At 59.4% G+C, this 19,349-nt stretch carries 15 protein-coding genes; 7 read left to right on the top strand and 8 right to left on the bottom strand.

Annotated elements, in window-relative coordinates; translation table 11 throughout:
- Nucleotide 1 precedes the first annotated feature (1 nt).
- The gene (locus ACR0CA_RS04525; protein WP_170770588.1) at nt 2-289 is read left to right on the top strand and encodes an ArsR/SmtB family transcription factor; all 288 of its coding nucleotides are present in this window, start codon (nt 2-4) and stop codon (nt 287-289) included.
- Here the strand turns inward: ACR0CA_RS04525 and ACR0CA_RS04530 are convergent.
- Nucleotides 286-3,282: a cyclic nucleotide-binding domain-containing protein gene (locus ACR0CA_RS04530; protein ID WP_170790499.1), complete on the bottom strand. Its 2,997-nt coding sequence runs from the start codon at nt 3,280-3,282 to the stop codon at nt 286-288. The two genes, ACR0CA_RS04525 and ACR0CA_RS04530, sit on opposite strands and share 4 nt — an antisense overlap.
- Nucleotides 3,283-3,526: 244 nt before the next feature.
- Between ACR0CA_RS04530 and ACR0CA_RS04535 the strand changes: the two genes are divergently transcribed.
- Nucleotides 3,527-3,886: a DUF3307 domain-containing protein gene (locus ACR0CA_RS04535; protein ID WP_480897588.1), complete on the top strand. Its 360-nt coding sequence runs from the start codon at nt 3,527-3,529 to the stop codon at nt 3,884-3,886.
- On the opposite strand, the gene ACR0CA_RS04540 is transcribed toward ACR0CA_RS04535, so the two are convergent.
- The 7 genes from ACR0CA_RS04540 to ACR0CA_RS04570 all read right to left on the bottom strand — a co-directional run bounded on the left by ACR0CA_RS04540 (nt 3,883) and on the right by ACR0CA_RS04570 (nt 11,850).
- Nucleotides 3,883-4,614 (bottom strand): hypothetical protein, encoded by a 732-nt coding sequence (locus ACR0CA_RS04540; RefSeq protein WP_480897553.1) that lies wholly within the window; start codon nt 4,612-4,614, stop codon nt 3,883-3,885. The genes ACR0CA_RS04535 and ACR0CA_RS04540 overlap by 4 nt on opposite strands.
- A gap of 54 nt (nt 4,615-4,668) precedes the next feature.
- Entirely contained in the window at nt 4,669-5,973 is a 1,305-nt protein-coding gene (locus tag ACR0CA_RS04545; protein ID WP_480897554.1) for an NAD(P)/FAD-dependent oxidoreductase, read from the bottom strand.
- Nucleotides 5,970-6,644, bottom strand: a complete 675-nt coding sequence (locus ACR0CA_RS04550; protein WP_480897555.1) for a TetR/AcrR family transcriptional regulator — start codon at nt 6,642-6,644, stop codon at nt 5,970-5,972. Before ACR0CA_RS04550 ends, ACR0CA_RS04545 begins: the two co-directional genes overlap by 4 nt.
- Nucleotides 6,645-8,195, bottom strand: coding sequence for a trimethylamine methyltransferase family protein (locus ACR0CA_RS04555; RefSeq protein WP_480897556.1), 1,551 nt, complete (start codon nt 8,193-8,195; stop codon nt 6,645-6,647).
- Nucleotides 8,196-8,197: 2 nt separating this feature from the next.
- Nucleotides 8,198-10,600: a GcvT family protein gene (locus ACR0CA_RS04560; protein WP_480897557.1), complete on the bottom strand. Its 2,403-nt coding sequence runs from the start codon at nt 10,598-10,600 to the stop codon at nt 8,198-8,200.
- 111 nt (nt 10,601-10,711) lie between these two features.
- Nucleotides 10,712-11,341 carry a glutathione S-transferase family protein gene (locus ACR0CA_RS04565; RefSeq protein ID WP_480897558.1) on the bottom strand — a complete coding sequence of 210 codons (630 nt, stop codon included), beginning with the start codon at nt 11,339-11,341 and terminating at the stop codon, nt 10,712-10,714.
- Between the two features lie 11 nt (nt 11,342-11,352).
- Nucleotides 11,353-11,850, bottom strand: coding sequence for a class I SAM-dependent methyltransferase (locus tag ACR0CA_RS04570; protein WP_331252079.1), 498 nt, complete (start codon nt 11,848-11,850; stop codon nt 11,353-11,355).
- A gap of 233 nt (nt 11,851-12,083) precedes the next feature.
- On the opposite strand from ACR0CA_RS04570, the gene ACR0CA_RS04575 reads away from it, so the two are divergent.
- The 5 genes from ACR0CA_RS04575 to ACR0CA_RS04595 are packed head-to-tail and all read left to right on the top strand — an operon-like array spanning nt 12,084 to nt 19,304.
- Complete coding sequence (locus ACR0CA_RS04575) at nt 12,084-13,856, top strand: ABC transporter ATP-binding protein (protein WP_170769883.1); 1,773 nt, start codon at nt 12,084-12,086, stop codon at nt 13,854-13,856.
- On the top strand, nt 13,849-15,759 hold the full coding sequence (locus ACR0CA_RS04580) for an ABC transporter substrate-binding protein (RefSeq protein WP_170769882.1): 1,911 nt from the start codon (nt 13,849-13,851) through the stop codon (nt 15,757-15,759). Before ACR0CA_RS04575 ends, ACR0CA_RS04580 begins: the two co-directional genes overlap by 8 nt.
- Before the next feature lie 13 nt (nt 15,760-15,772).
- Nucleotides 15,773-16,801, top strand: coding sequence for an ABC transporter permease (locus tag ACR0CA_RS04585; RefSeq protein WP_170769881.1), 1,029 nt, complete (start codon nt 15,773-15,775; stop codon nt 16,799-16,801).
- Nucleotides 16,798-17,952: an ABC transporter permease gene (locus ACR0CA_RS04590; protein ID WP_170782950.1), complete on the top strand. Its 1,155-nt coding sequence runs from the start codon at nt 16,798-16,800 to the stop codon at nt 17,950-17,952. Before ACR0CA_RS04585 ends, ACR0CA_RS04590 begins: the two co-directional genes overlap by 4 nt.
- Nucleotides 17,949-19,304, top strand: coding sequence for a CoA transferase (locus ACR0CA_RS04595; protein WP_480897559.1), 1,356 nt, complete (start codon nt 17,949-17,951; stop codon nt 19,302-19,304). The genes ACR0CA_RS04590 and ACR0CA_RS04595 overlap by 4 nt, the downstream gene beginning before the upstream one ends.
- The last annotated feature ends 45 nt before the right edge of the window (nt 19,305-19,349 follow it).

Genomic DNA, 19,349 nt, shown 5'->3' on the forward strand with positions numbered 1-19,349 from the left:
TATGAAGGAAAGCGCCGCGCAGGCGGCGGCTTTTCTCAAAGCTCTGGCCCATGAAGGCCGACTGATGATCCTATGCCATTTGGGAACGGGCGAAAAATCGGTGGGTGAGTTGGAAAGGCTGCTGGAAATCCGTCAGGCCGCCGTCAGCCAGATGCTGGCGCGTTTGCGGGCCGAGGGGCTGGTTTCAACCCGTCGCGATGGCAAGACGATCTATTACTCGTTGAAAGACGGCAATACCGAGCAGGTGATCGGCCTGCTTTACGATCTGTTCTGCAAGCCGCAGGATTAGTTCGACACGTAGCCCGCAATCACCTGCATCAGCTTAAACGCCGTCGCGGCGTCATTTTCCACAACGGCCAGGAATTCCTCTTCGCCCACGCGCAGACAGGACAGCTCTGTCTCGGCGATCATGCTCAGCGCGCGCGGTTCTTTGCGGATCAGTCCCAGTTCGCCCACCAACGCCCCTGCGCCTACAGTGGTGATCAACTGATCCGGTCCGTCGGGCTGCGGCAAGTACAGCCCAGCCTCCCCTTCCAGAACTACATAGGCCCCGTCGGTAGGCTGGTCATCTTTGAGGAAAACAATCTCGCCCGGTTTGGCGTCGAACCAGCGGGCACCAAATGCCAGCAGGCGAAGTTGGCGACGGTCGAGGCCAGAAAACAGCGGCGTCTGCTCCAACGCGCGCAGTTTGCGCGCGAGGTCGGCCGATGCAGCACTGTCTTCTTCCACGTCCGTAGGTCCTTCGTCTGAAACCACACGACCTTGCCGTATTTCGACAAACATGTCGAATACGCCGGGGTTGTCGAACTGGTCGTTCAGATAGATGACAGTCGTCTCGGGTAGCAGCGATCGCAGGTTCTTATAGACCGCAACCTGCGTGGACATGTCATAGCTGGCGAGCGCACTATCGAGGATCAGGATATCGGGTTTCTTGATCGTCGCACGGGTAAAGGAAAGCGGTTCGGCAAAAACCGCAGGCAGGTTCTGCCCGCCCAACGCCACCGGCACGTCATATATCAACTCGACCACTAAAGGCCGTGCGCCGTTCTGATCCAGCACATCCACGATCAGCTTGCGCACCTCGTCCGAGCGCGCGCCACCGATCTGGCTGACTTTTCCGAACAGCGCATTCTCCATCACCGTCAAACCCGGTGCAAAAGCATCTGCGTTCAGTGGCACAAACACATCGTGCAGCGTTTCCAGCAGCTTTTGCGAGTGACTGTGGCGCAGTTCCAGAATCCGATCCTTCAGCTCATCGGTGAACGCAGGCCCGATCTGCTCGGCCGAGATCACAACAGGCACGGCCAGAAGCGTGGCAAGCTGTTCATCATCCAGACCTGACACGCCTTCGTCCCGCGTGCGTTCCAAAAGTTCGATGGCCTTTTCATAGGTTTGCGCCTCAAGCCCAAGCTTTCGGAACAAAGGGTGATCGGTTCCGTCCAGACCGAAAATCTGGCGCAGCATTTCGATTACGTCGCGGGTCAGGTGCACCAGCGTTTCATCCAGCCCCAATTCCCGAAGCTGGCCAAGGAAAACGGTCTGCTGTGCCAACAGGGCCTGCGTCACCGGAACGCGCGGGGTGGCAAACAGCAGGTTCTCGGCCACCGGCAGGGCCGCGTTGTAGCAGCAGCGATCAAAGACCAGCGCCTGTTGCTCCAGCCCGGCATCACGCACGGCCTGCTGCACCACCGGGCGCAGCTCAATCAGTTTTCCCGCCAGATTTTGGTGCGTGTCCGGATCAAACGCCTGTTCCGCCCCGCGCTGGAACAACGCCCCACCCGAGCCCATCCCGTCAATCAGGTGCAACCACCAGTCGCGTAGCGCCTCGGGGCTGTCCAGATCCGCACGCGACGGGTCCAGCCATTGGGCCTGCAACGGGTCATCGCTGTTGCCCGCCCGTCGAGTTTCGGCAAATCCGGGATCGTCTGTGGACGCGCTTAGCGGTTTGAACCGGATCGGCATCATTACGTTGTCGCCCAGCGTGCCCTGAAACATCACCGGGCGAGACGAAGCATAGCCGATACGCGCCGCGACGACTCCCTGATGCAGGCTCGCAATATCCTGCGTCCCTATCGATACTCGCCCGGCACTGGGCAGCATCTCGCGCGTTAGCAGCTCGGCAATGGCGCGGCGATCTTCCTCGCTGGGTGCCGCGATCCCGATAGTCTTACCCGCCGGAAAGCTGAGGTTCAGATCATCCAGCACCTGATTGCCGTCCATATCCCGGACCGAGACATGATCCAGCACGATATCGCCCCGCAGACGCGGTTGTTTTTCGGGCTCACCCTCGAACAGCTTTTCGTCCAGCATGCCCGGTGGGGCAAATCGCTCGACGACCACCTCCCATCTCAATGACATGTCCTGAGTCTGGTTGTAGTAGGTCAGCAATTCCTTCCAGGGCGAGCTGAGGTCCTTATACGCCGCCAGCGCCGCCACCAGCGCCCCCAGCGAGACCGAACCCTGAAGTACCAGCAAACCACCGACCAGATAGAACATGAACGGGGTCAGTTGCGAGATGAAGTTGTTGATGAACTTCATAAAGAACTTTTTCTGGTAGATCTCGAACCGGATACCGAACAGGCGCCCCAACTGATCCGAGACCATCGCCCGCCGATACCGCCATCCGCCATTGGTGCGCAGGGTCGAGGCACCAGCCGCGTTTTCACCGATCTGGGCGGCCAGAACGCGGACTTCCTGAATACGCTTCTTGTTCAGCAGGTTGATCTGGCGTTGAAGCTTGGGGATCAGCCACGCCTGCACCGGGATCAACGCAACAGCGGCCAGGCCGAACCAGACGCTTTGCAAAAACAGGAAGGACAGGATGGTAATCATCTGTCCTGCCTGCAACACCGGCTGACTGATCGCATCGCCCATCAGCCCGCCCATCGGCTCGCTTTCGGCGGTGATCATCGACACCATCTCACCCTGACTGACCCGTTCAAAATAGGGTTGAGGGAACCGAAGGGCACGGCTGATTAACTGATAACGAAAGCGGCGCAGCATCCGCTCGCTCAGCACACCTTTCATCGTGTTGATCCGCATTTTCATCAGGCCATGAGCCAAAACTGCGGCAAGGAAAGCAAAACACAGGATGATCAGAAATGTGGTTTGCGGCAGTTGGTAGCCAAGCACATTCACCACCGAGCTTCCGGCCCCGATGGCGTCATTGATGATCCGCTTAGGCAACTCCAGCGTGAGATACAGCAAGGGAAACAGCGTCGAAGTCACAGCCAGCAGGATTAACTGGTCGCGCTTCGAATATTTCCAAATAAAGCGGAAGATCGTGCGTTCTATGGAACCTGCCCCTGCTACGGTTCATGGACCCGGCCTGAACAGCATCGCCGCACAACCGTTGCTTTGAATTTACCGCAATCGAGACCAGCGACGCAAACAGTTTCCAATTTGATCAGATTTTTGCCGAATGTGAACAAGTTCATTTGCGCAACCACAAGTTAGCGCCTAGACTTTGCATCAGGACGATGTCGGGAGGATTCATTTGCATGCCAGTTTAGGCGCAGTGTTTTTGATGCTCTGCTTATTGCAGATCAAACATATGTTTGCGGACTACTACCTCCAAACGCCAAAAATGCTGGCGGGACGCGGAGAATATTTTCACATGGGACGGGCACAACATGCAGCGGTGCATGTAGTGGGCTCTGTCCTTGTGTTTTTGCTGTTCGGCGCGCCCTGGGCCTTTATTCTGATCATCGCCGCGCTGGAATGGATCGTTCATTTCAACATTGATTTCGCCAAGGCCAGTTATTCCGACAAAAAGCAATTGGTACCGACGCAATCGGCCTTCTGGCGTGCTGCCGGTCTAGACCAATGCCTGCACAATCTGACGTATGTCGCTATGGTCTGGGCTTGGGTAAAATTTGCGGGTTAGGCCACGTTAACAAGGCCGGTTCGACTGTAGATCGACAACCACATGTCATCCAGCACATCCAGCTTCTCAACGTCAAAATTGTCTGCATGTTCCCAATACCGACCACTCGGAACATAATATCCCAGATCCCGTTCGCACCGCAAAACGTTGTCCATCCCATCCGTCGATGGCAACTGAGGTGACATCAAAGAGGTCGTGGAAACTGAGGGGTAGACCAACCTGCTGCACCCTTGCGACAGCCGCACGACCCGGCAGCCCTGCGCAGCCCCGAACAAGCCCAGACGCGCGGACTTGGCCTCGAGCGATCTAAGCGTGACATCATCACGCAAGGGATCGGCGGCCCCGCGACCGTAGAAATGCGTCTTGCCTACTTTCGGGTAAATCATGTCGCAGCCAAAGTAGGCTAGAACCGCCGGGCGCAGCGATGCCAAAGCCCAATACCCAGCCGTCAAGGCCATCGTCCCGCCCGCATAGACGAAACCGCCATAAGCATTTTGCAGCGGAACATACTCCGAGGCCTCGACAATGCGCTGACCCGGATCTGACGCGGCAGGTCTGTTATCGACCGGAAAATCCTCGGGGTGAATCAACACATCCCAATCCGGTCGGACACGCCAGGCATTATTGATGGCGACTATATGGGTAAAGGGCGCGCGGGGCCACTGTCGGGCGGCCACTGCGCTTGGGGCGCTGCCCAGTATCAGAACTCGGTTCCTCGGTTCGGTCATTCTGGGCTCCGTCCCATTCTGCTCCCGGAATTCTAGAGCGATTCAGCCTGACGGCTAGCCCAGAACCGAAAAACTGCTTTCTTCGTTAATGGGGCGCTTACGAGAATAGAACCCCACGTCGATCATTCGCTTGATATAGGGCAGTTCGAATCGCAGCGGTTGCGCGTCGTGATCTGCACCGCCCTCGCAATAGTTGATCAGCGCGGCCATCATCTTGCCGGCAATTGGCGCGTTCTTGTACTGGTTCCCGCTGGTCCCGCAGGCCATGTAGAACCCCGGCAGGCTGGATTTGTCGTAGATCGGAATCCAGTCGGTCGACGCATCATACAAGTCCACCACGCCGCGCGTTTTCGAGGGAATGCCGAGGCTGGGCACCCGTTGTGCATAGCGCATCGCCTGCGTGGTCCACTGATCGGTGAAGTCGCGGTTGTAGTGCACGTCATCTTCGCACCACTGATGTGGATCGCATTCCGGATCTTCCGAGCCGACAAGGATGTGGTTGCCATGTTCCGGACGGCAGTAAAGCGCGATATCGCTGTCCGACACGATGGTGCCGTCATTTTCGAAATCAAACCCTTCGGGCGCGGGGACGTGCACCACCTCTTGCCGCAGGGGGCGGGTTTCGATGGTCATATCATCCAGCACACCTGCCATACCGTTGATGATCGCCGAGCCCGGTCCGGCCACATTCACCACCACCTTGGCACGGATTTCCTCGCCCGAGGCCAGCTTGACCCCGGCCACGCGCCCGTCCTCGGTCAGAATCTTGACCACTTCGGCCCCGGTGCGTACTTCGGCCCCGTTCAATTTGGCCGCGTCCATTAGGTTCTGCGCCGACAGTGCCGGGTCGGTAACGTAGCCCGCTTGCGGCCAGAACACCCCGCCTTGCATCTTGCCCCCGTTGGGCTGGCCAAATTCCGGGTCATCCATGCGTTTGGGCGGCGTGAAACTGTCCAGCGAATAGACAGGCAAGCGCTCGGTGATCTTCTCAGGCGACCATTCCTCAAAAGGGCAATCCAGATCAGCACTGTTTTTCATATGCTTGACCAGCATCCCGTTGGCATCGGTCTTCATCACCAGACACCCCGTCTCGCGGAACTGCGCCAGATTGGCATCAGCGGGCAGGCCCAGATAGGCAGCCCAGTCGCGCCAATAGTGATACCCCTCCCACGCGAACGCAGTGCCGTCGAAGGTCGAATAGTGCATTCGAATGATGGCGCAGGACCCGGCCGTGGACCCATGCCCGACCTGAGCGTTGCGGTCCAGTGACAGGGTTTTCCATCCTGCCTTGGCCATCTCGAATGCGACGGCAGCCCCGATCACTCCGGTGCCGATGATGATTGCGTCAGGTTGGCTCATGACGTGTTCTTCTCCCAGTAAAACCGCGAATAGGCGCTGAACTCGTCGATCTCTTCGTCGAGCGGTTCAACACCAGTGAAAACAAACAGGTAGTGAGAGACCAGCGACAGCCGCAGCGACATCGGCTCATTTAGCTGCGCCAAATCGTACCCGATCTGCATGTAGTAGAGCACGCGCGCCCGCGTCTCGGCCTCGGTCTCATCATAGTCATAGCGGATGAACATTGCCCGCAGCGCCGCCAGCCGCCGTGCATCCGACTGATCCAGCATTCGCCGTACCTTGCCCGACCGCCGCGCCCAGTCGCGCACGGCAAAATCCAGCGCGGTATCGAAGAGCTCAGAGTTCACGACACAACGCTGCACATTGCAAACAGCGGCGGTGATCGTTGCGGCAGGGAGTTCGGATTGGGCGATCAGGGCCGCCGTATTGGTCGCCTGCCATTTGGCGAGCAACGCATCCAAAAGCTCCTGCCGGGACTTGAAATACCAATAGAAAGACGACCGCGACACGGCCATACGCTCGGCCAGGTTCATCACCTTGACCTGCTCGACCCCGTCCGAGATCAGCACGTCCATCGCGACATTCAGCCAGTCGTCCCGCGTGACCTTGATATTGCCGACCAAAGGTTCGGCATCCGGATCATCACGGTGAAGAATGGGTTTGGTGTTCATTCAACTCTCCGGCGGCGCGCCGCCCTCGGCGGTCCTGCGCGCGATGAAATCCTGCAAGGCACCCAGCTGGTCGCTGTTGCTGCTGGGGGGCTTGAAATCATTAAGGATACCCTTCCAAACTTCGGTGGCGCGGTGATTGGCATCGACCGAGCCACGCTCGGTCCACGTCCCGAAATTGGCGTAGTCATGGACATGGGGCTGATAGAATTCGGTGTTGTACCGTTCCATAGTCTGGGTTGAGGCAAAGAAATGCCCGCTAGGGTCGACCTCGCTCAGCGCGGTGTCAAAACCGATCTCGGCAGCGCCGGCCTGAGCGCCTGCGCAAAGCTCGGCCACCATGTTCAGCACCTCGGCGTCACAGACAAGCTTTTCGAATGAAACGGACAGCCCGCCCTCCAACCATCCTGCCGCGTGTATGATCACGGTGGCCCCGGCCATTAGACAGCCCCACAGGCCAAACTGGTTCTCATTCGCCGCCTGCACATCGTTAATGTTTGAAGCCGATCCCGCAGCGGATCGCCATGGCAAGCCCAAATGCCGCGCGAGTTGCCCTGCAGCCAGTGACGCTTGAAAATGCGAGGGCGTCCCGAAAGCAGGGGCGCCCGATTTCATGTCCACGTTGCTGGTGAACGTGCCATAGCAAACTGGCGCGCCGGGTTTGGTCAGTTGGGTCAGGGTCAATGCCGCCAGAGCCTCGGCATGGGACAGTGTAATCGCGCCCGCCACGGTGATCGGGGCCATTGCTCCCATCAGGGTAAACGGCGTGATAATCGACATCTGCCCATGCAGCGCAAAATCGATCAGCCCCTGTGCCATGGGGATATCCAGCGTGCGCGGGCTGTTGGTATTGATGATCGTGTAACAATGCGGGTTTGTACGGAATTCGTCATCGCTTAGCCCCCGCGCGGTCGAGAGCATTTCGAAACAATCCATCACCTGCGGCGTTCCGCGCGAGAAGAAGAAGGGGAACTTGTCTGTCAGTTCCATTTGCGCCTGCGTGGTGAAATAGTGCCGCAAATTGGTCGGCACATCCTGCGGCTCTACCTGGGGTGAGATCATCTGGAACACATCGAAATGATGCGTCAGCTTCAGGAAATCCAGATAATCCTGCCCCGTCGCAGGGCGGCGACCCCTTTCCAGATCGGTGGCGTTTGGCGCCCCCGCCCCTGGCTGAAACACCAATGAGCCCAGCTCCAGCGTGAAATCGCGACCACGTGACCCGGCACGGCAGGCAATCGACTTGGGGGCCGAGGCGACGGCGGCCTCAACCATGTCGCGACCGATAAAAACCATTTCACTGCCTTCATCCACGCGCGCTCCAGCAGCGGCATAGATACGACGTGCCTCCGGCAGCAGGACCTTGACCCCAAGTTCTTGCAGGATGCGCAGCGCAGTGTTGTGAATGTCCGCGATCTGATCTGCAGGGAACACTTCCATCTGCGGAAAGGGATTTCTGAGCTGGCGGTAGTTGACGTCGCGACTGGGCGGTGGCGCGGTGTCCCCACCGCGCCCACGCCGTCTTCGGCCCCGTTCAGACGTTTGCGCGTTCATGTTCAACCCCGCATCGCTTTGCCCTGCGGATCGTAGGGCGAAGCAGAAATGACCCGCGCGGGACGCTCGACGCCAACCACATGCACGGACAACTCGGTCCCCGGCTCGGCCTTGTCGCGGTTAACCAGGGCCATCGCCAGAGATTTGCCGGTGTAGTGCCCGTAGCCGCCCGAGGTCACAAAACCCACCCGCTCATCACTCGACCAGATCGGTTCATACCCGCTGGCATCCGCATCCAGCGCATCGACCTCTAGCGTGACCTGAACCTGCGCTGGTCCGTTGCCGTCGCGTTCGGCCATGGCGGCCTCTTTGCCCACAAAGGATTTGTCCCAGTCGATCCAACGATCCATCCCGGTCATGCCCGGCGTGTACGCCTGAGTAAATTCAGCCGACCAGATCCCAAAGCTTTTCTCAAGTCGCGTAGACAGCATCGCGTTAAAACCGCATTCGCGGATGCCTTCGTCAGCCCCGGCCTCAAGCAAAATTCGGCGCAGTTTGATGTGATCACCATAGCGGCAATTGATCTCATAGCCTTTCTCGCCCGTCACCGACATGCGGGCCACGCGCGCGCGGACCAGACCGATGTCGAAATCCCCACAGCCCATGAAAGGAAGGCTTGCGATATCCTGCTCGGCCAGTTTCTCGACCACCGCCTGCGACTTCGGTCCAACCACGGCGAATCCGCAATATTCCTCACCAAGATCGCGGACCGAGACACCGTCAATCATGTGGTCATCGAACCAGCGCATGTGCCAGGCCCGCAGGTAGTAGCTACCCATGATCCACCACGTTCCGTCGCCCCAGTTAAGGACAGTCAGATCACCTTTGAGCCGCCCGTTCTCGCCCAGCATCGGGGCAAGCTTGGCACGCCCCGGCGCAGGCAGTTTCGAAGCCATGACCTTGTCCAGCCAAAGCTGCGCATTGGGGCCGCTGACCTCGAAACGCGAAAAGCCGGAAATATCCAAAAGACCCGCACCTTCGCGGATCACCTTGCATTCCTCGGCCACAATGTCATGCGCGTTTGACCGTTTGAGCGTCGGCGTTTCCTCGAACCCTTTCGGCGCGAAATAGAGCGGCACCTCAAGATCCCAACTGACGCCCCACTTGCACCCGGCCTCGGTCATCGCGTCGTGCGCGGGGGCCATTTTCAGCGGGCGGCCTGCGGGCAGTTGCTCGTTCGGATAGGTCATCACGAAGCGGCGCGAATAGAACTGCCCCGTGGTTTCGCGGATATACCGCTTGTTCTGCGCAAAATCCCCGAAACGCGCCACATCCATCGGCCACGCATCCGCCTCGGGCTCGCCATGGATCATCCACTCGGCCAGTGTTTTGCCAACGCCGCCGCCCTGCAAGAACCCGGCCATCACCGCACAGGCCGACCAATAGCCGCGCTTGCCGGGCACCGGCCCGACCAGAGGGTTGCCATCCGGCGCAAAGGTAAACGCGCCGTTCACCCAGGTCTTGATGCCCACATTCTGGATCGACGGATACCGCTCAAAGCCCAGCGTCAGCTCATTCTCGATCCGATCCAGCTGTTCCTGAAACAGTTCCTCGCCATAGTTCCACGGCGCGCCATCCATCGCCCAGTGTTCATGCTCAACTTCATAAATACCGACCAGAACGCCTTTCTGGTCCTGCCGCATATAGGTGAACCCTTCTAGGTCCACGGTCATCGGCATCTCGAAATCCGCTTGCGCGACCTCGGGTACCGTGTCGGTGATCAGGTAGTGGTGTTTCAGCGGCGAGACCGGCAATTCGACTCCGGCCATGCGCCCCACCTGTTTGGCCCACAGACCCGCTGCGTTGACCACATGCTCGCAGGTGATGGTGCCTTTGTCGGTGACAACTAACCAACCATCGGCCGTCTGCGTCAGGCTTTCGACCTTGGTTTCCTCGTAATATTCCGCACCGCGCTTTTTGGCTGCTGTCGCATAGGCCTGCACCGTGCCGGTTGTGTCGATATATCCCTCGCGATCAGCCCACATTGCGCCCAACACGCCCTCGGTCGACATGATCGGACAACGCCTCTGCGCCTCTTCCGGGGTCAGCAACTCGCAATCATCAATACCGATGGACTGGAAGATGCGGTAATTGGCCTGCAACCACTCCCAACGCTCGGGTGTACCAGCCAAAGTCAGACCACCAGTCATGTGCAGGCCGATATTCTGGCCGGATTCTTTCTCGATCTCGCTCAGCAGGTCGATTGTATAGGCTTGCAACGCCGCCATGTTGGGATCGGCGTTCAACGCATGGATACCGCCCGCCGCATGCCAAGACGACCCCGAGGCCAACCGCCGCCGCTCCAGCATAACCACATCCGACCAGCCAAACTTGGCCAGATGATACAATACAGACGCCCCCACGACGCCGCCCCCAATGACCACTACGCGATACTGAGATTTCATCTTGCCCTCCCCTGCATGGCTCGCGGGGAACGCTAGACGCACTGTTCATATCTGTCTAGACATTTCTGTACAGTTCTGAACTTTAGAACGCCTCTCGGGGTTCAATGGGCCTTAAAGCTGGGCGCTGTGACGGCCGGCGACCTTATCGAACCACGCAAGCGTCGCCGAATTTTCCTGCGGGATCCGCATCTTGATCACCCGAGCGAAATCCACAAACACAAAGGTCGAGATATCGGCCAGCGTAAACTCTGGCCCAGCCACATTGGCACTGTCTTTCAGCCGATTTTCAAGCATCGCAAAGAACCGTTCCACCCGCTCGACCCCGCGCTGCGCCAGCTCGGGAATTTGGGCATAGTTTGCAGGACCGGGAATCGCTCGTCCTTCGAAAGCTGGATGCGCGTTGCGCAGCGCCTCGGCCACAGGGGCACCGCCTTGCTGTTCGACGATGCTGTTCCACATCAAAACCAACCCTTTTTCATCCGGGGTACGCCCCATCAGCGGCGGTTCTGGGAACTGCGCCTCAAGATAGGCCGCGATTCCGAGGTTTTCGGTCAATACCGTCCCTTCATCTGTCACCAGCACGGGCAGCGTGGCATTGGGGTTGATCGCACGGAAGTCCTCAGCCAGCTGTTCCCCCTTTGCGATCGAGATATCGCGGGTCTCAATCTCCAGCCCTTTTTCAGCAATGAACATCCGCGCGCGGCGTGGGTTCGGGGCAGTCGAGCAATCGTAGAATAGCATTAGAGCCCCCTTCAGCGGCGATAAATGAAACAACGCCCTTCAACTGCTCCGTCTGGCAGGGGCAGTTCAGTCAACCCATCGAAATACATCCGATCGCTGGAGACCATCAATCCGCCCTCGGCCAGAAGCGGCTCGATCAACGGGGACACGAACCGGGCAAAAGCGTCGTTCTTTTCGCGGTTATGCCCGCCCAGATCGGCATGGATCAAACTGGCCGTAGCGCCGAATCGATCCAGCGATGCGGGCAACGTCTCGCGCACATCGCCCAAAATCACCAGATCTTCCGGCGGGGTCGAATCCGGGTGCGAGGCCACGGCGCGTTCGAACACATAGACCGGGCGGTTCCGCACATACTGCACCATGTGGTGATAAGTACGGCCATTACCCAAGCCCAGCTCGAAAACCGGCCCGTCCATCCCCTGCGTTTGAGCGATGGCATAGTCCAGACAGGCCCGTTGCGAGACCATGCGGTCAATGAACAGATCGAGGCGGCTTTGGGGATCGGGCACGGGAAAATCTCTCCTTGATAGTTGCCGAAGCTTAATCAGGCATCGACGCCGCCTGTGATGACAAATCCTCAAGGGTTTGTGTAGGCAATTTCGCCTCAGTTTCATATTCCCGCGACATTTCAGCCCAAGAACGGGTTTGACTAATCAGGCCCAACCGCGCGAAACTGCGACAAAAAACACGGGGAGTTGATCAAGCCTATGCCGAGTGACGGCCGAACGGGTGGGAAACCCGCATGACTGCGTTGTTGTCTGTCAGGGACCTCAGCATCGGCTTCGGTGCGGGTGAGGCCGTGGTTCAGGGCGTCAGTTTCGACGTCGAGGCCGGGCAGACTTTGGCGTTGGTGGGCGAGTCCGGGTCTGGAAAAACCATCTCGTGCCGCGCGGCGCTTCGCATCCTGCCGCGCACGGCCCAGATACGCAGCGGCACCATTACTCTGAATGATTCCAAAGGATTGGAAGACCTGACGGCAATCAGTGAGCGCCAGATGCGTGACATTCGCGGCAATCGGGTCTCGATGATTTTTCAGGAACCGATGCGGTCGCTGTCGCCCTTGCACAAGATCGGCAATCAGGTCAGCGAGGTTCTGTGGCTGCATCGCGGCGCGTCCGAGGCGCAGGCCCGCAAAGAGGTTCTGACCCAGTTCGAGCGCGTGGGCTTTCCTGACCCCCAGCGCGCCTATGATTCTTACCCGTTCGAGCTGTCCGGCGGCATGCGCCAACGTGCGATGATTGCCATGGCAATGGTTGCCAAGCCGGAACTGCTGATCGCGGATGAGCCAACCACCGCGCTGGATGTCACCACGCAGGCGCAGGTTTTGGGGTTGATCAAAGAGTTGCAGCGCGAGACGGGCATGGCGCTGATCCTTGTGACCCATGACCTGGGCGTCGTTGCCAATATGGCCGAACAAGTGGTCGTTATGCACAAGGGTAGGGTGATGGAATCCGGGGCGGCCGCGCCTATTTTGACCACCCCTGCGCATCCCTACACCCAGCAATTGTTCAACGCCGCGCCCCAGATTCCCGACAAGGAAGCTGTTGGCATTCCGATGCCCGGCGAGGACCTAATCCTGCAAATGAACAGTGTCTCCAAAACCTATACCATGCGCTCCAGCAAAGGGTGGCAAGGTGACCGGCTGATCCATGCCTGTCGCGGTGTCGATCTGAATCTAGCACGTGGCAAGACACTGGCCATTGTCGGCGAAAGCGGATCAGGCAAAACCACGGCCGCCCGCATTGCGCTCGGGGCCGAGCCCCCCGATCCGGGCGGAGAGGTTCTGTTTCGCACCGCGCCAGACGCCGACCCGATCACGGTTCACCACATGACCCGCGCCCAGCGCACTGCGTTTCAGCGCAAGGCGCAGATGGTGTTTCAGGACCCCTACAGCTCGCTCAGCCCGCGGATGCGCATTCAGGACGCGATGACCGAGCCGTTGGAGATCCACAAGATCGGCTCGCCCGCTGAACAACGGGACAAAGCGGCCGAGATGCTGCAACGGGTCGGGCTGAACGCCGACATGCTGAAACGCTATCCTCATGCGTTTTCAGGCGGTCAGCGACAGCGCCTTTCCATCGCACGGGCGATGATGTTGGACCCACAGCTGATTGTCTGTGACGAGCCGACCTCGGCTTTGGATGTCTCGGTGCAGGAACAGATCCTGACGCTGCTGGAAAACCTGCAAGACAGCTTGAAACTGTCCTATTTCTTTATCTCGCACGACCTTGCCGTCGTGGCGCGCATCGCAGACGAAGTTGCAGTGATGCGCCGGGGCCTTGTGGTGGAACAAGCCCCGCCCGAGACACTGTTCTACAACCCGCACCACCCCTACACAAAGGCGCTGATCGCCGCACAACCGGAACCCGACATCAACCGGCCCATCGACCTGAATTTGGTTGCTTTGGGCGCCGGTTCGCCCGACAGTTGGGATGACGCCTTCCGATTTACCGACTCCGTGATACCATCATTGGTGGAAATGGAGCCCGGCCATAAGGTACGATGCCATGTTTAAGACCACTCGCCCCCTGATCCTGGCAGCCGCAATGTCGGCGCTGTGGTTTCTGCCCGCCACGGCAGAGACCCCCACCCCTCAGGAAAGCGCGTTCTGGGAAGACGAAGTGGCCGCCGGAAACATGCCTCCCGTCGCAGAACGCCTACCGGCTGAGCCGCTGGTGGTCGATCTGGCCGCCAAGGGGCGTGAGTTCGGAACGCCGGGCGGCACGTTGCGCACCATGGTGACGCGATCCAAGGACATTCGGCAGATGGTGGTCTATGGCTATGCCCGCCTGGTCGGTTTTGACGAAGATTACGAAATTGTCCCTGATCTGCTGGAATCCTTCACCAATGAAGACAACCGCAAATTCACCCTGAACCTGCGCGAAGGCCACAAATGGTCCGATGGGTCGCCCTTTACGTCCGAAGATTTTCGATACTGGTGGGAGGACGTAGCCAATAACGAATTGCTCAGCCCGTCGGGGCCGCCGGATTTCCTGATTGTCGAAGGCAAGAGCCCGACCGTCACTTTCCCTGATGAAACGACCATCGTGTTCGAATGGGCCGACCCGAACCCTGATTTCCTGCAATCACTGGCACAGGCACGCCCGCCGTTCATCTACCGCCCATCCGCGTTTCTGAAACAATATCACGAGAGCTTCGCTGACGCCGATGAGCTGGCCTTTCAGGTCGAAGACGCCCGCGTCAAAAGCTGGGCGGCGCTACATAACAAGCTGGATAACCTCTATAAGTTCGACAATCACGAGTTGCCGACGCTGCAACCTTGGCTGAATGCCAGCTCGGGCAAAAAGATCCGGCACAACTTTGTCCGCAACCCCTATTACCACCGCATCGACAGCAAAGGTGTGCAACTACCCTATATCGACGTGGTCGAGATGGAGATCGTGGCACCCGGTCTGGTCGCCGCCAAGACCAATGCGGGCGAGACCGATTTGCAAGGGCGTGGGCTGGCGTTCCGGGACGCCTCGATCCTGAAAAAGGGTGAAGCCGGGGGGAATTACAAAACCCTGCTGTGGAAAACCGGTGTTGCCTCGCAGATTGCGATCTATCCCAACCTGAACTTTGCCGATGACGGATGGCGAGAAGTTCTGCGCGACGTGCGCGTGCGTCGCGCGCTGTCGCTGGCCATTGACCGCAAGACGATCAATCAGGCGCTGTACTTCAAACTGGCGCAACCGGGCGCGATGTCGGTTCTGCCTGCCTCACCCTTCTATGACGAGGAAAACGCCAAGGCCTGGGCGCAATATGACATCGAAACCGCAAACGCTTTGCTGGACGAAGCTGGCCTGAATCAGCGCGACAAGGATGGTATTCGTTTGCTACCCGATGGCCGCCCGATGGAGCTGATCATTGAAACCGCCGGTGAGCGGCAAGAGGTCGAGAACGCCTTGCAGATCGTTACCGACACATGGCGCGAGATAGGCGTCGATCTGGTGATGCGCCCGCTGGACCGGGACATCCTGCGGAACCGGGTGTTTGCGGGTAACACCATGGCCTCGGTCTGGTTTGGCTGGGATGACGGTATCCCGCAGGCCCACACCTCACCCGCCTATCTGGCGCCCACCGATCAGGTGTTTCTGGCCTGGCCGAAATGGGGGCAGTATTACCAGACCGGCGGCGATGTCGGCGAAGCGCCCGATATGCCCGAGGCCGAGCGCCTGATGGAACTTGCCCATGACTGGGAAATCGCCACATCAGATGACGAACGCAAGGCCGTCTGGTCCGAGATGCTGAAGATCCACGCCGATCAGCTTTATGCCATCGGCATTCTGAATGGCGCCCCGCAGCCCATCGTTGTGTCCAACCGCCTGCGCAACGTGCCCGAACAGGCCATGTGGGCATGGGAACCCGGCGCGCATTTCGGCATCCATCGCCCTGACGAGTTCTACTTCGCCGACTGACAGGAGCAGCTAAATGGTAATGCTGCGCTACGCGGTGTATCGCTTTTTCACGATGCTGCTGACACTGCTTGTGGTGTCGGTTCTAATCTTCGTGATCATCAACCTGCCGCCTGGCGATTACCTCAGCAACCAAATCGCCGAGCTTCAGGCCTCAGGGCAATCCGCCGGTGTGGCCAAGGCCGAATTCCTGCGGACCGAATACGCGCTGGACCGTCCGATGTGGGAGCAATACCTGATCTGGATGGGCTTCTGGCCCGGCCCCCATGGGTTTGAGGGGCTGATTCAAGGCAATTACGGCTGGTCCTTTGAATTTGACCGCCCGGTGGCCGAGATTGTGGGCGACACACTGTGGCTGACCGTTGTGGTGAACCTTGCCGCAATCCTGTTTGTCTACGCGGTCGCTTTGCCGCTTGGTGTCCTTGCGGCGGCGCGGTCGCGGACGTGGATCGACTATACCTCGGCCTTTGTGGGCTATCTGGGTCTGGCCACGCCGAACTTCCTGCTGGCCCTGATCCTGTTCTACTACGGCCACCAATATTTCAACCTGCCCATCGGCGGGCTCATGGACCCGATTTACGAGGGTGAGCCGATGAGCTGGGACAAGATGAAATCCATACTTCTCCACCTGATTGTGCCAACCTTTGTAATCGGTACCTCGGGCGCCTCGGCGATGATGCAACGGCTGCGCGCGAATATGTTGGACGAGCTGGGTAAACCCTATGTGGAAACCGCCATCGCAAAAGGCATGGCTCCGTCGCGGATGCTGACCAAATATCCGCTGCGCGTGGCCTTCAACCCCTTTGTCGCCGATATCGGCAACCTGCTGCCCTCAATGGTGTCGGGGTCGGTTCTGGTCTCGGTGGTGCTAGGGCTGCAAACCATCGGCCCGACCTTGCTGACCGCGCTGAAGACGCAGGATCAGTTCCTGTCTGCCTTCATCCTGATGTTCGTCGCACTGCTGACGCTGATCGGGACAATGATTTCGGACATCTTGCTGGTCATGTTGGACCCGCGAATTCGGTATGAGGGGCGTGAAGCATGACCAAACGCTCTGACGGTCGCTATGTCGACGATGCCCCCTTCGATCCAGACGCCGCCCTGCAACAGCTCGAGCGAGCTGATCTGGACGCCCCCAACTGGCTGCTGGTCTGGCGCAAATTCCGCACCCACAAACTGGGCTTGATCTCGGGTATCTTCTTGCTGCTGTGCTACCTGATGCTGCCCTTTGCCGGGTTCATTGCCCCCTATGGTGCGAATGAACGCAATGACGAGCATCTTTATGCCCCGCCCCAAAGCGTCAACTGGTTCCACGAAGGCGAATTCGTCGGTCCGTTTGTCTACCCGACGGTGATCGAGGCCGACCTTGAGACCTTCCAGTGGAAAGCCGTGACTGACACCAGCGATCCGCGCCCGCTCCAGTTCTTTTGTGAAGGGGCCGAGTACAGGCTGGCGGGGCTGATCAAGTCGGACACGCATTTGTTCTGTGCGCCCGAAGGGGCAACGCTGTTCCTGTGGGGGTCCGACCGTCTGGGCCGGGATGTCTTCAGCCGCATTCTCTATGGCGCGCAACTGTCACTGACCGTGGGCCTGATCGGCATCTCGGTGTCGTTCTTCCTGGGCATCCTGTTCGGGTCGATGGCGGGCTATTTCGGCGGCAAGATCGACTGGGTCATCAACCGCGTCATCGAGATTCTACGCTCACTGCCCGAACTGCCATTGTGGCTGGCCTTGTCTGCAGCGGTACCCTCGAACTGGAGCCCAGTGGCAGTGTTCTTCATAATCTCGATCATCCTCGGGATACTCGACTGGCCCGGCCTTGCCCGATCTGTGCGCGCCAAGTTCCTGTCGTTGCGCGAGGAAGAATATGTGCGCGCAGCCGAAATGATGGGTGCAAGCTCGGGCCGTGTGATCCGCAAGCACCTGCTGCCGAACTTCATGTCCCACCTTATTGCCTCGGCCACTCTGTCGATCCCGGCGATGATCTTGGGGGAAACGGCGCTGTCTTTCCTGGGCCTCGGCCTGCGGGCTCCAGCGGTTAGTTGGGGCGTGATGCTGAACGATGCACAGAACCTCGCCTCGATCGAGATCTACCCGTGGACGGCAATCCCGATGCTGCCGATCATCGTGGTGGTGCTGGCCTTCAACTTCCTTGGCGACGGGCTGCGCGACAGTCTCGACCCCTATCAGCAATGACACTGGTTTCGGCGCTTCCTGACCCGGAAAGCTATCGGGTAATCGGAAGCGGAGCGCGGCCCAGCGCCTTTGCGGTATCTGAACTGGCAACCGCCAGCTTTGCGGCGGTGGGGCAAGAGCTGGCGCGATTGATGGTGTCCCTGAACCTGACGTCCAGCGCGCCCGACGTCACGGTTGATCACCGGCTGGCTTCACTGTGGTATGGATTTTCCTTCAAGCCCGAAGGGTGGGAGATGCCGAGCCTCTGGGACGCCATCGCCGGGGATTATCAAGCTTCTGACGGGTGGATCAGGCTGCATACCAACCTGGCCCGCCACCGGCAGGCCGCATTGAACGTGCTCAAGGTCGATGCAGACCGCGATGCTGTCGCTCAGGCCCTCAAAACATGGGCTATCGCCGATCTGGAAACCGCCATCGTAGCCGAGGGCGGCGCCACCGCCGCGATGCGCAGCAGGGCCGAATGGCTGGAGCATCCCCAAGGCCGGGCGGTGTCGCGTGATCCGTTGATCGGCTGGCACAACCCCCGCCAGATCATGCTGCGCGACCGTCCAAAGGCCACGGCCAAACGGCCGCTTCAGGGCCTGCGCGTTCTGGACCTGACCCGCGTTCTGGCAGGCCCCATTGCCACCCGCACTCTAGCCGGGGTCGGGGCCGAGGTTTTGCGTATTGATCCGCCCGGCTGGGACGAACCCGGCGTGATCCCGGATGTCTCGCTGGGCAAACACTGTGCCTATCTGGATTTAAAGTCGCCCGACGGAATGGAGACATTACAGGAATTGCTGTCTCAGGCGGATGTGTTCGTGCATGGCTATCGCCCAGGCGCGCTGGATGCGCTGGGGTTGACGCAAGCGAAACGGGACGCGATTGCGCCCAACCGGGTCGAAGTTACATTGAACGCCTATGGCTGGCAGGGGCCATGGGCGAACCGGCGCGGATTTGACAGCCTTGTGCAGATGAGCGCAGGCATCGCCGATACTGGCCGCATCTGGGCCAAGGCAGACAAGCCGACGCCCCTGCCGGTGCAGGCGCTGGACCACGCAACCGGCTATCTGATGGCCGCCGCCGTGCTTTCTGCTCTGGCCGAGGCCGCCCAAGGTAACTCAATCATGCAGGCCCGCTTGTCCCTTGCCCGAACTGCTGAATTGCTGGCCATTCTCAGCAAGTCCGAAACGTCTGAGGATATCGAAAATGCCAACCCGACCGACTATGCCCGCACACCCGAGGAATCCGGCTGGGGTGTCGGTCATCGTCTAAAACCGGCCCTGAGGTTGAGCACAACGGACATGCACTGGCCTCTGCCTGCATCGAAACTGGGCACGTCCCAACCCGTCTGGCCAACGCTGAAGCCCTAGCGCATCCGCCGCGCGGTACGCGCGGCCCGGCCCAACGCTTTGGGT

The sequence above is a fragment of the Ruegeria sp. F12 genome (genome assembly GCF_056533885.1).

What these genes read in the sequence shown, in the direction of transcription:
- ACR0CA_RS04595 (WP_480897559.1), top strand. Translation starts at nt 17,949, where the DNA reads ATGACACTGGTTTCGGCGCTTCCTGACCCGGAAAGCTATCGGGTAATC.
- ACR0CA_RS04590 (WP_170782950.1), top strand. Translation starts at nt 16,798, where the DNA reads ATGACCAAACGCTCTGACGGTCGCTATGTCGACGATGCCCCCTTCGAT.
- ACR0CA_RS04560 (WP_480897557.1), bottom strand. Translation starts at nt 10,600, where the DNA reads ATGAAATCTCAGTATCGCGTAGTGGTCATTGGGGGCGGCGTCGTGGGG.
- ACR0CA_RS04575 (WP_170769883.1), top strand. Translation starts at nt 12,084, where the DNA reads ATGACTGCGTTGTTGTCTGTCAGGGACCTCAGCATCGGCTTCGGTGCG.
- ACR0CA_RS04540 (WP_480897553.1), bottom strand. Translation starts at nt 4,614, where the DNA reads ATGACCGAACCGAGGAACCGAGTTCTGATACTGGGCAGCGCCCCAAGC.
- ACR0CA_RS04585 (WP_170769881.1), top strand. Translation starts at nt 15,773, where the DNA reads ATGGTAATGCTGCGCTACGCGGTGTATCGCTTTTTCACGATGCTGCTG.
- ACR0CA_RS04535 (WP_480897588.1), top strand. Translation starts at nt 3,527, where the DNA reads ATGCTCTGCTTATTGCAGATCAAACATATGTTTGCGGACTACTACCTC.
- ACR0CA_RS04525 (WP_170770588.1), top strand. Translation starts at nt 2, where the DNA reads ATGAAGGAAAGCGCCGCGCAGGCGGCGGCTTTTCTCAAAGCTCTGGCC.
- ACR0CA_RS04555 (WP_480897556.1), bottom strand. Translation starts at nt 8,195, where the DNA reads ATGAACGCGCAAACGTCTGAACGGGGCCGAAGACGGCGTGGGCGCGGT.
- ACR0CA_RS04565 (WP_480897558.1), bottom strand. Translation starts at nt 11,341, where the DNA reads ATGCTATTCTACGATTGCTCGACTGCCCCGAACCCACGCCGCGCGCGG.
- ACR0CA_RS04545 (WP_480897554.1), bottom strand. Translation starts at nt 5,973, where the DNA reads ATGAGCCAACCTGACGCAATCATCATCGGCACCGGAGTGATCGGGGCT.
- ACR0CA_RS04550 (WP_480897555.1), bottom strand. Translation starts at nt 6,644, where the DNA reads ATGAACACCAAACCCATTCTTCACCGTGATGATCCGGATGCCGAACCT.
- ACR0CA_RS04580 (WP_170769882.1), top strand. Translation starts at nt 13,849, where the DNA reads ATGTTTAAGACCACTCGCCCCCTGATCCTGGCAGCCGCAATGTCGGCG.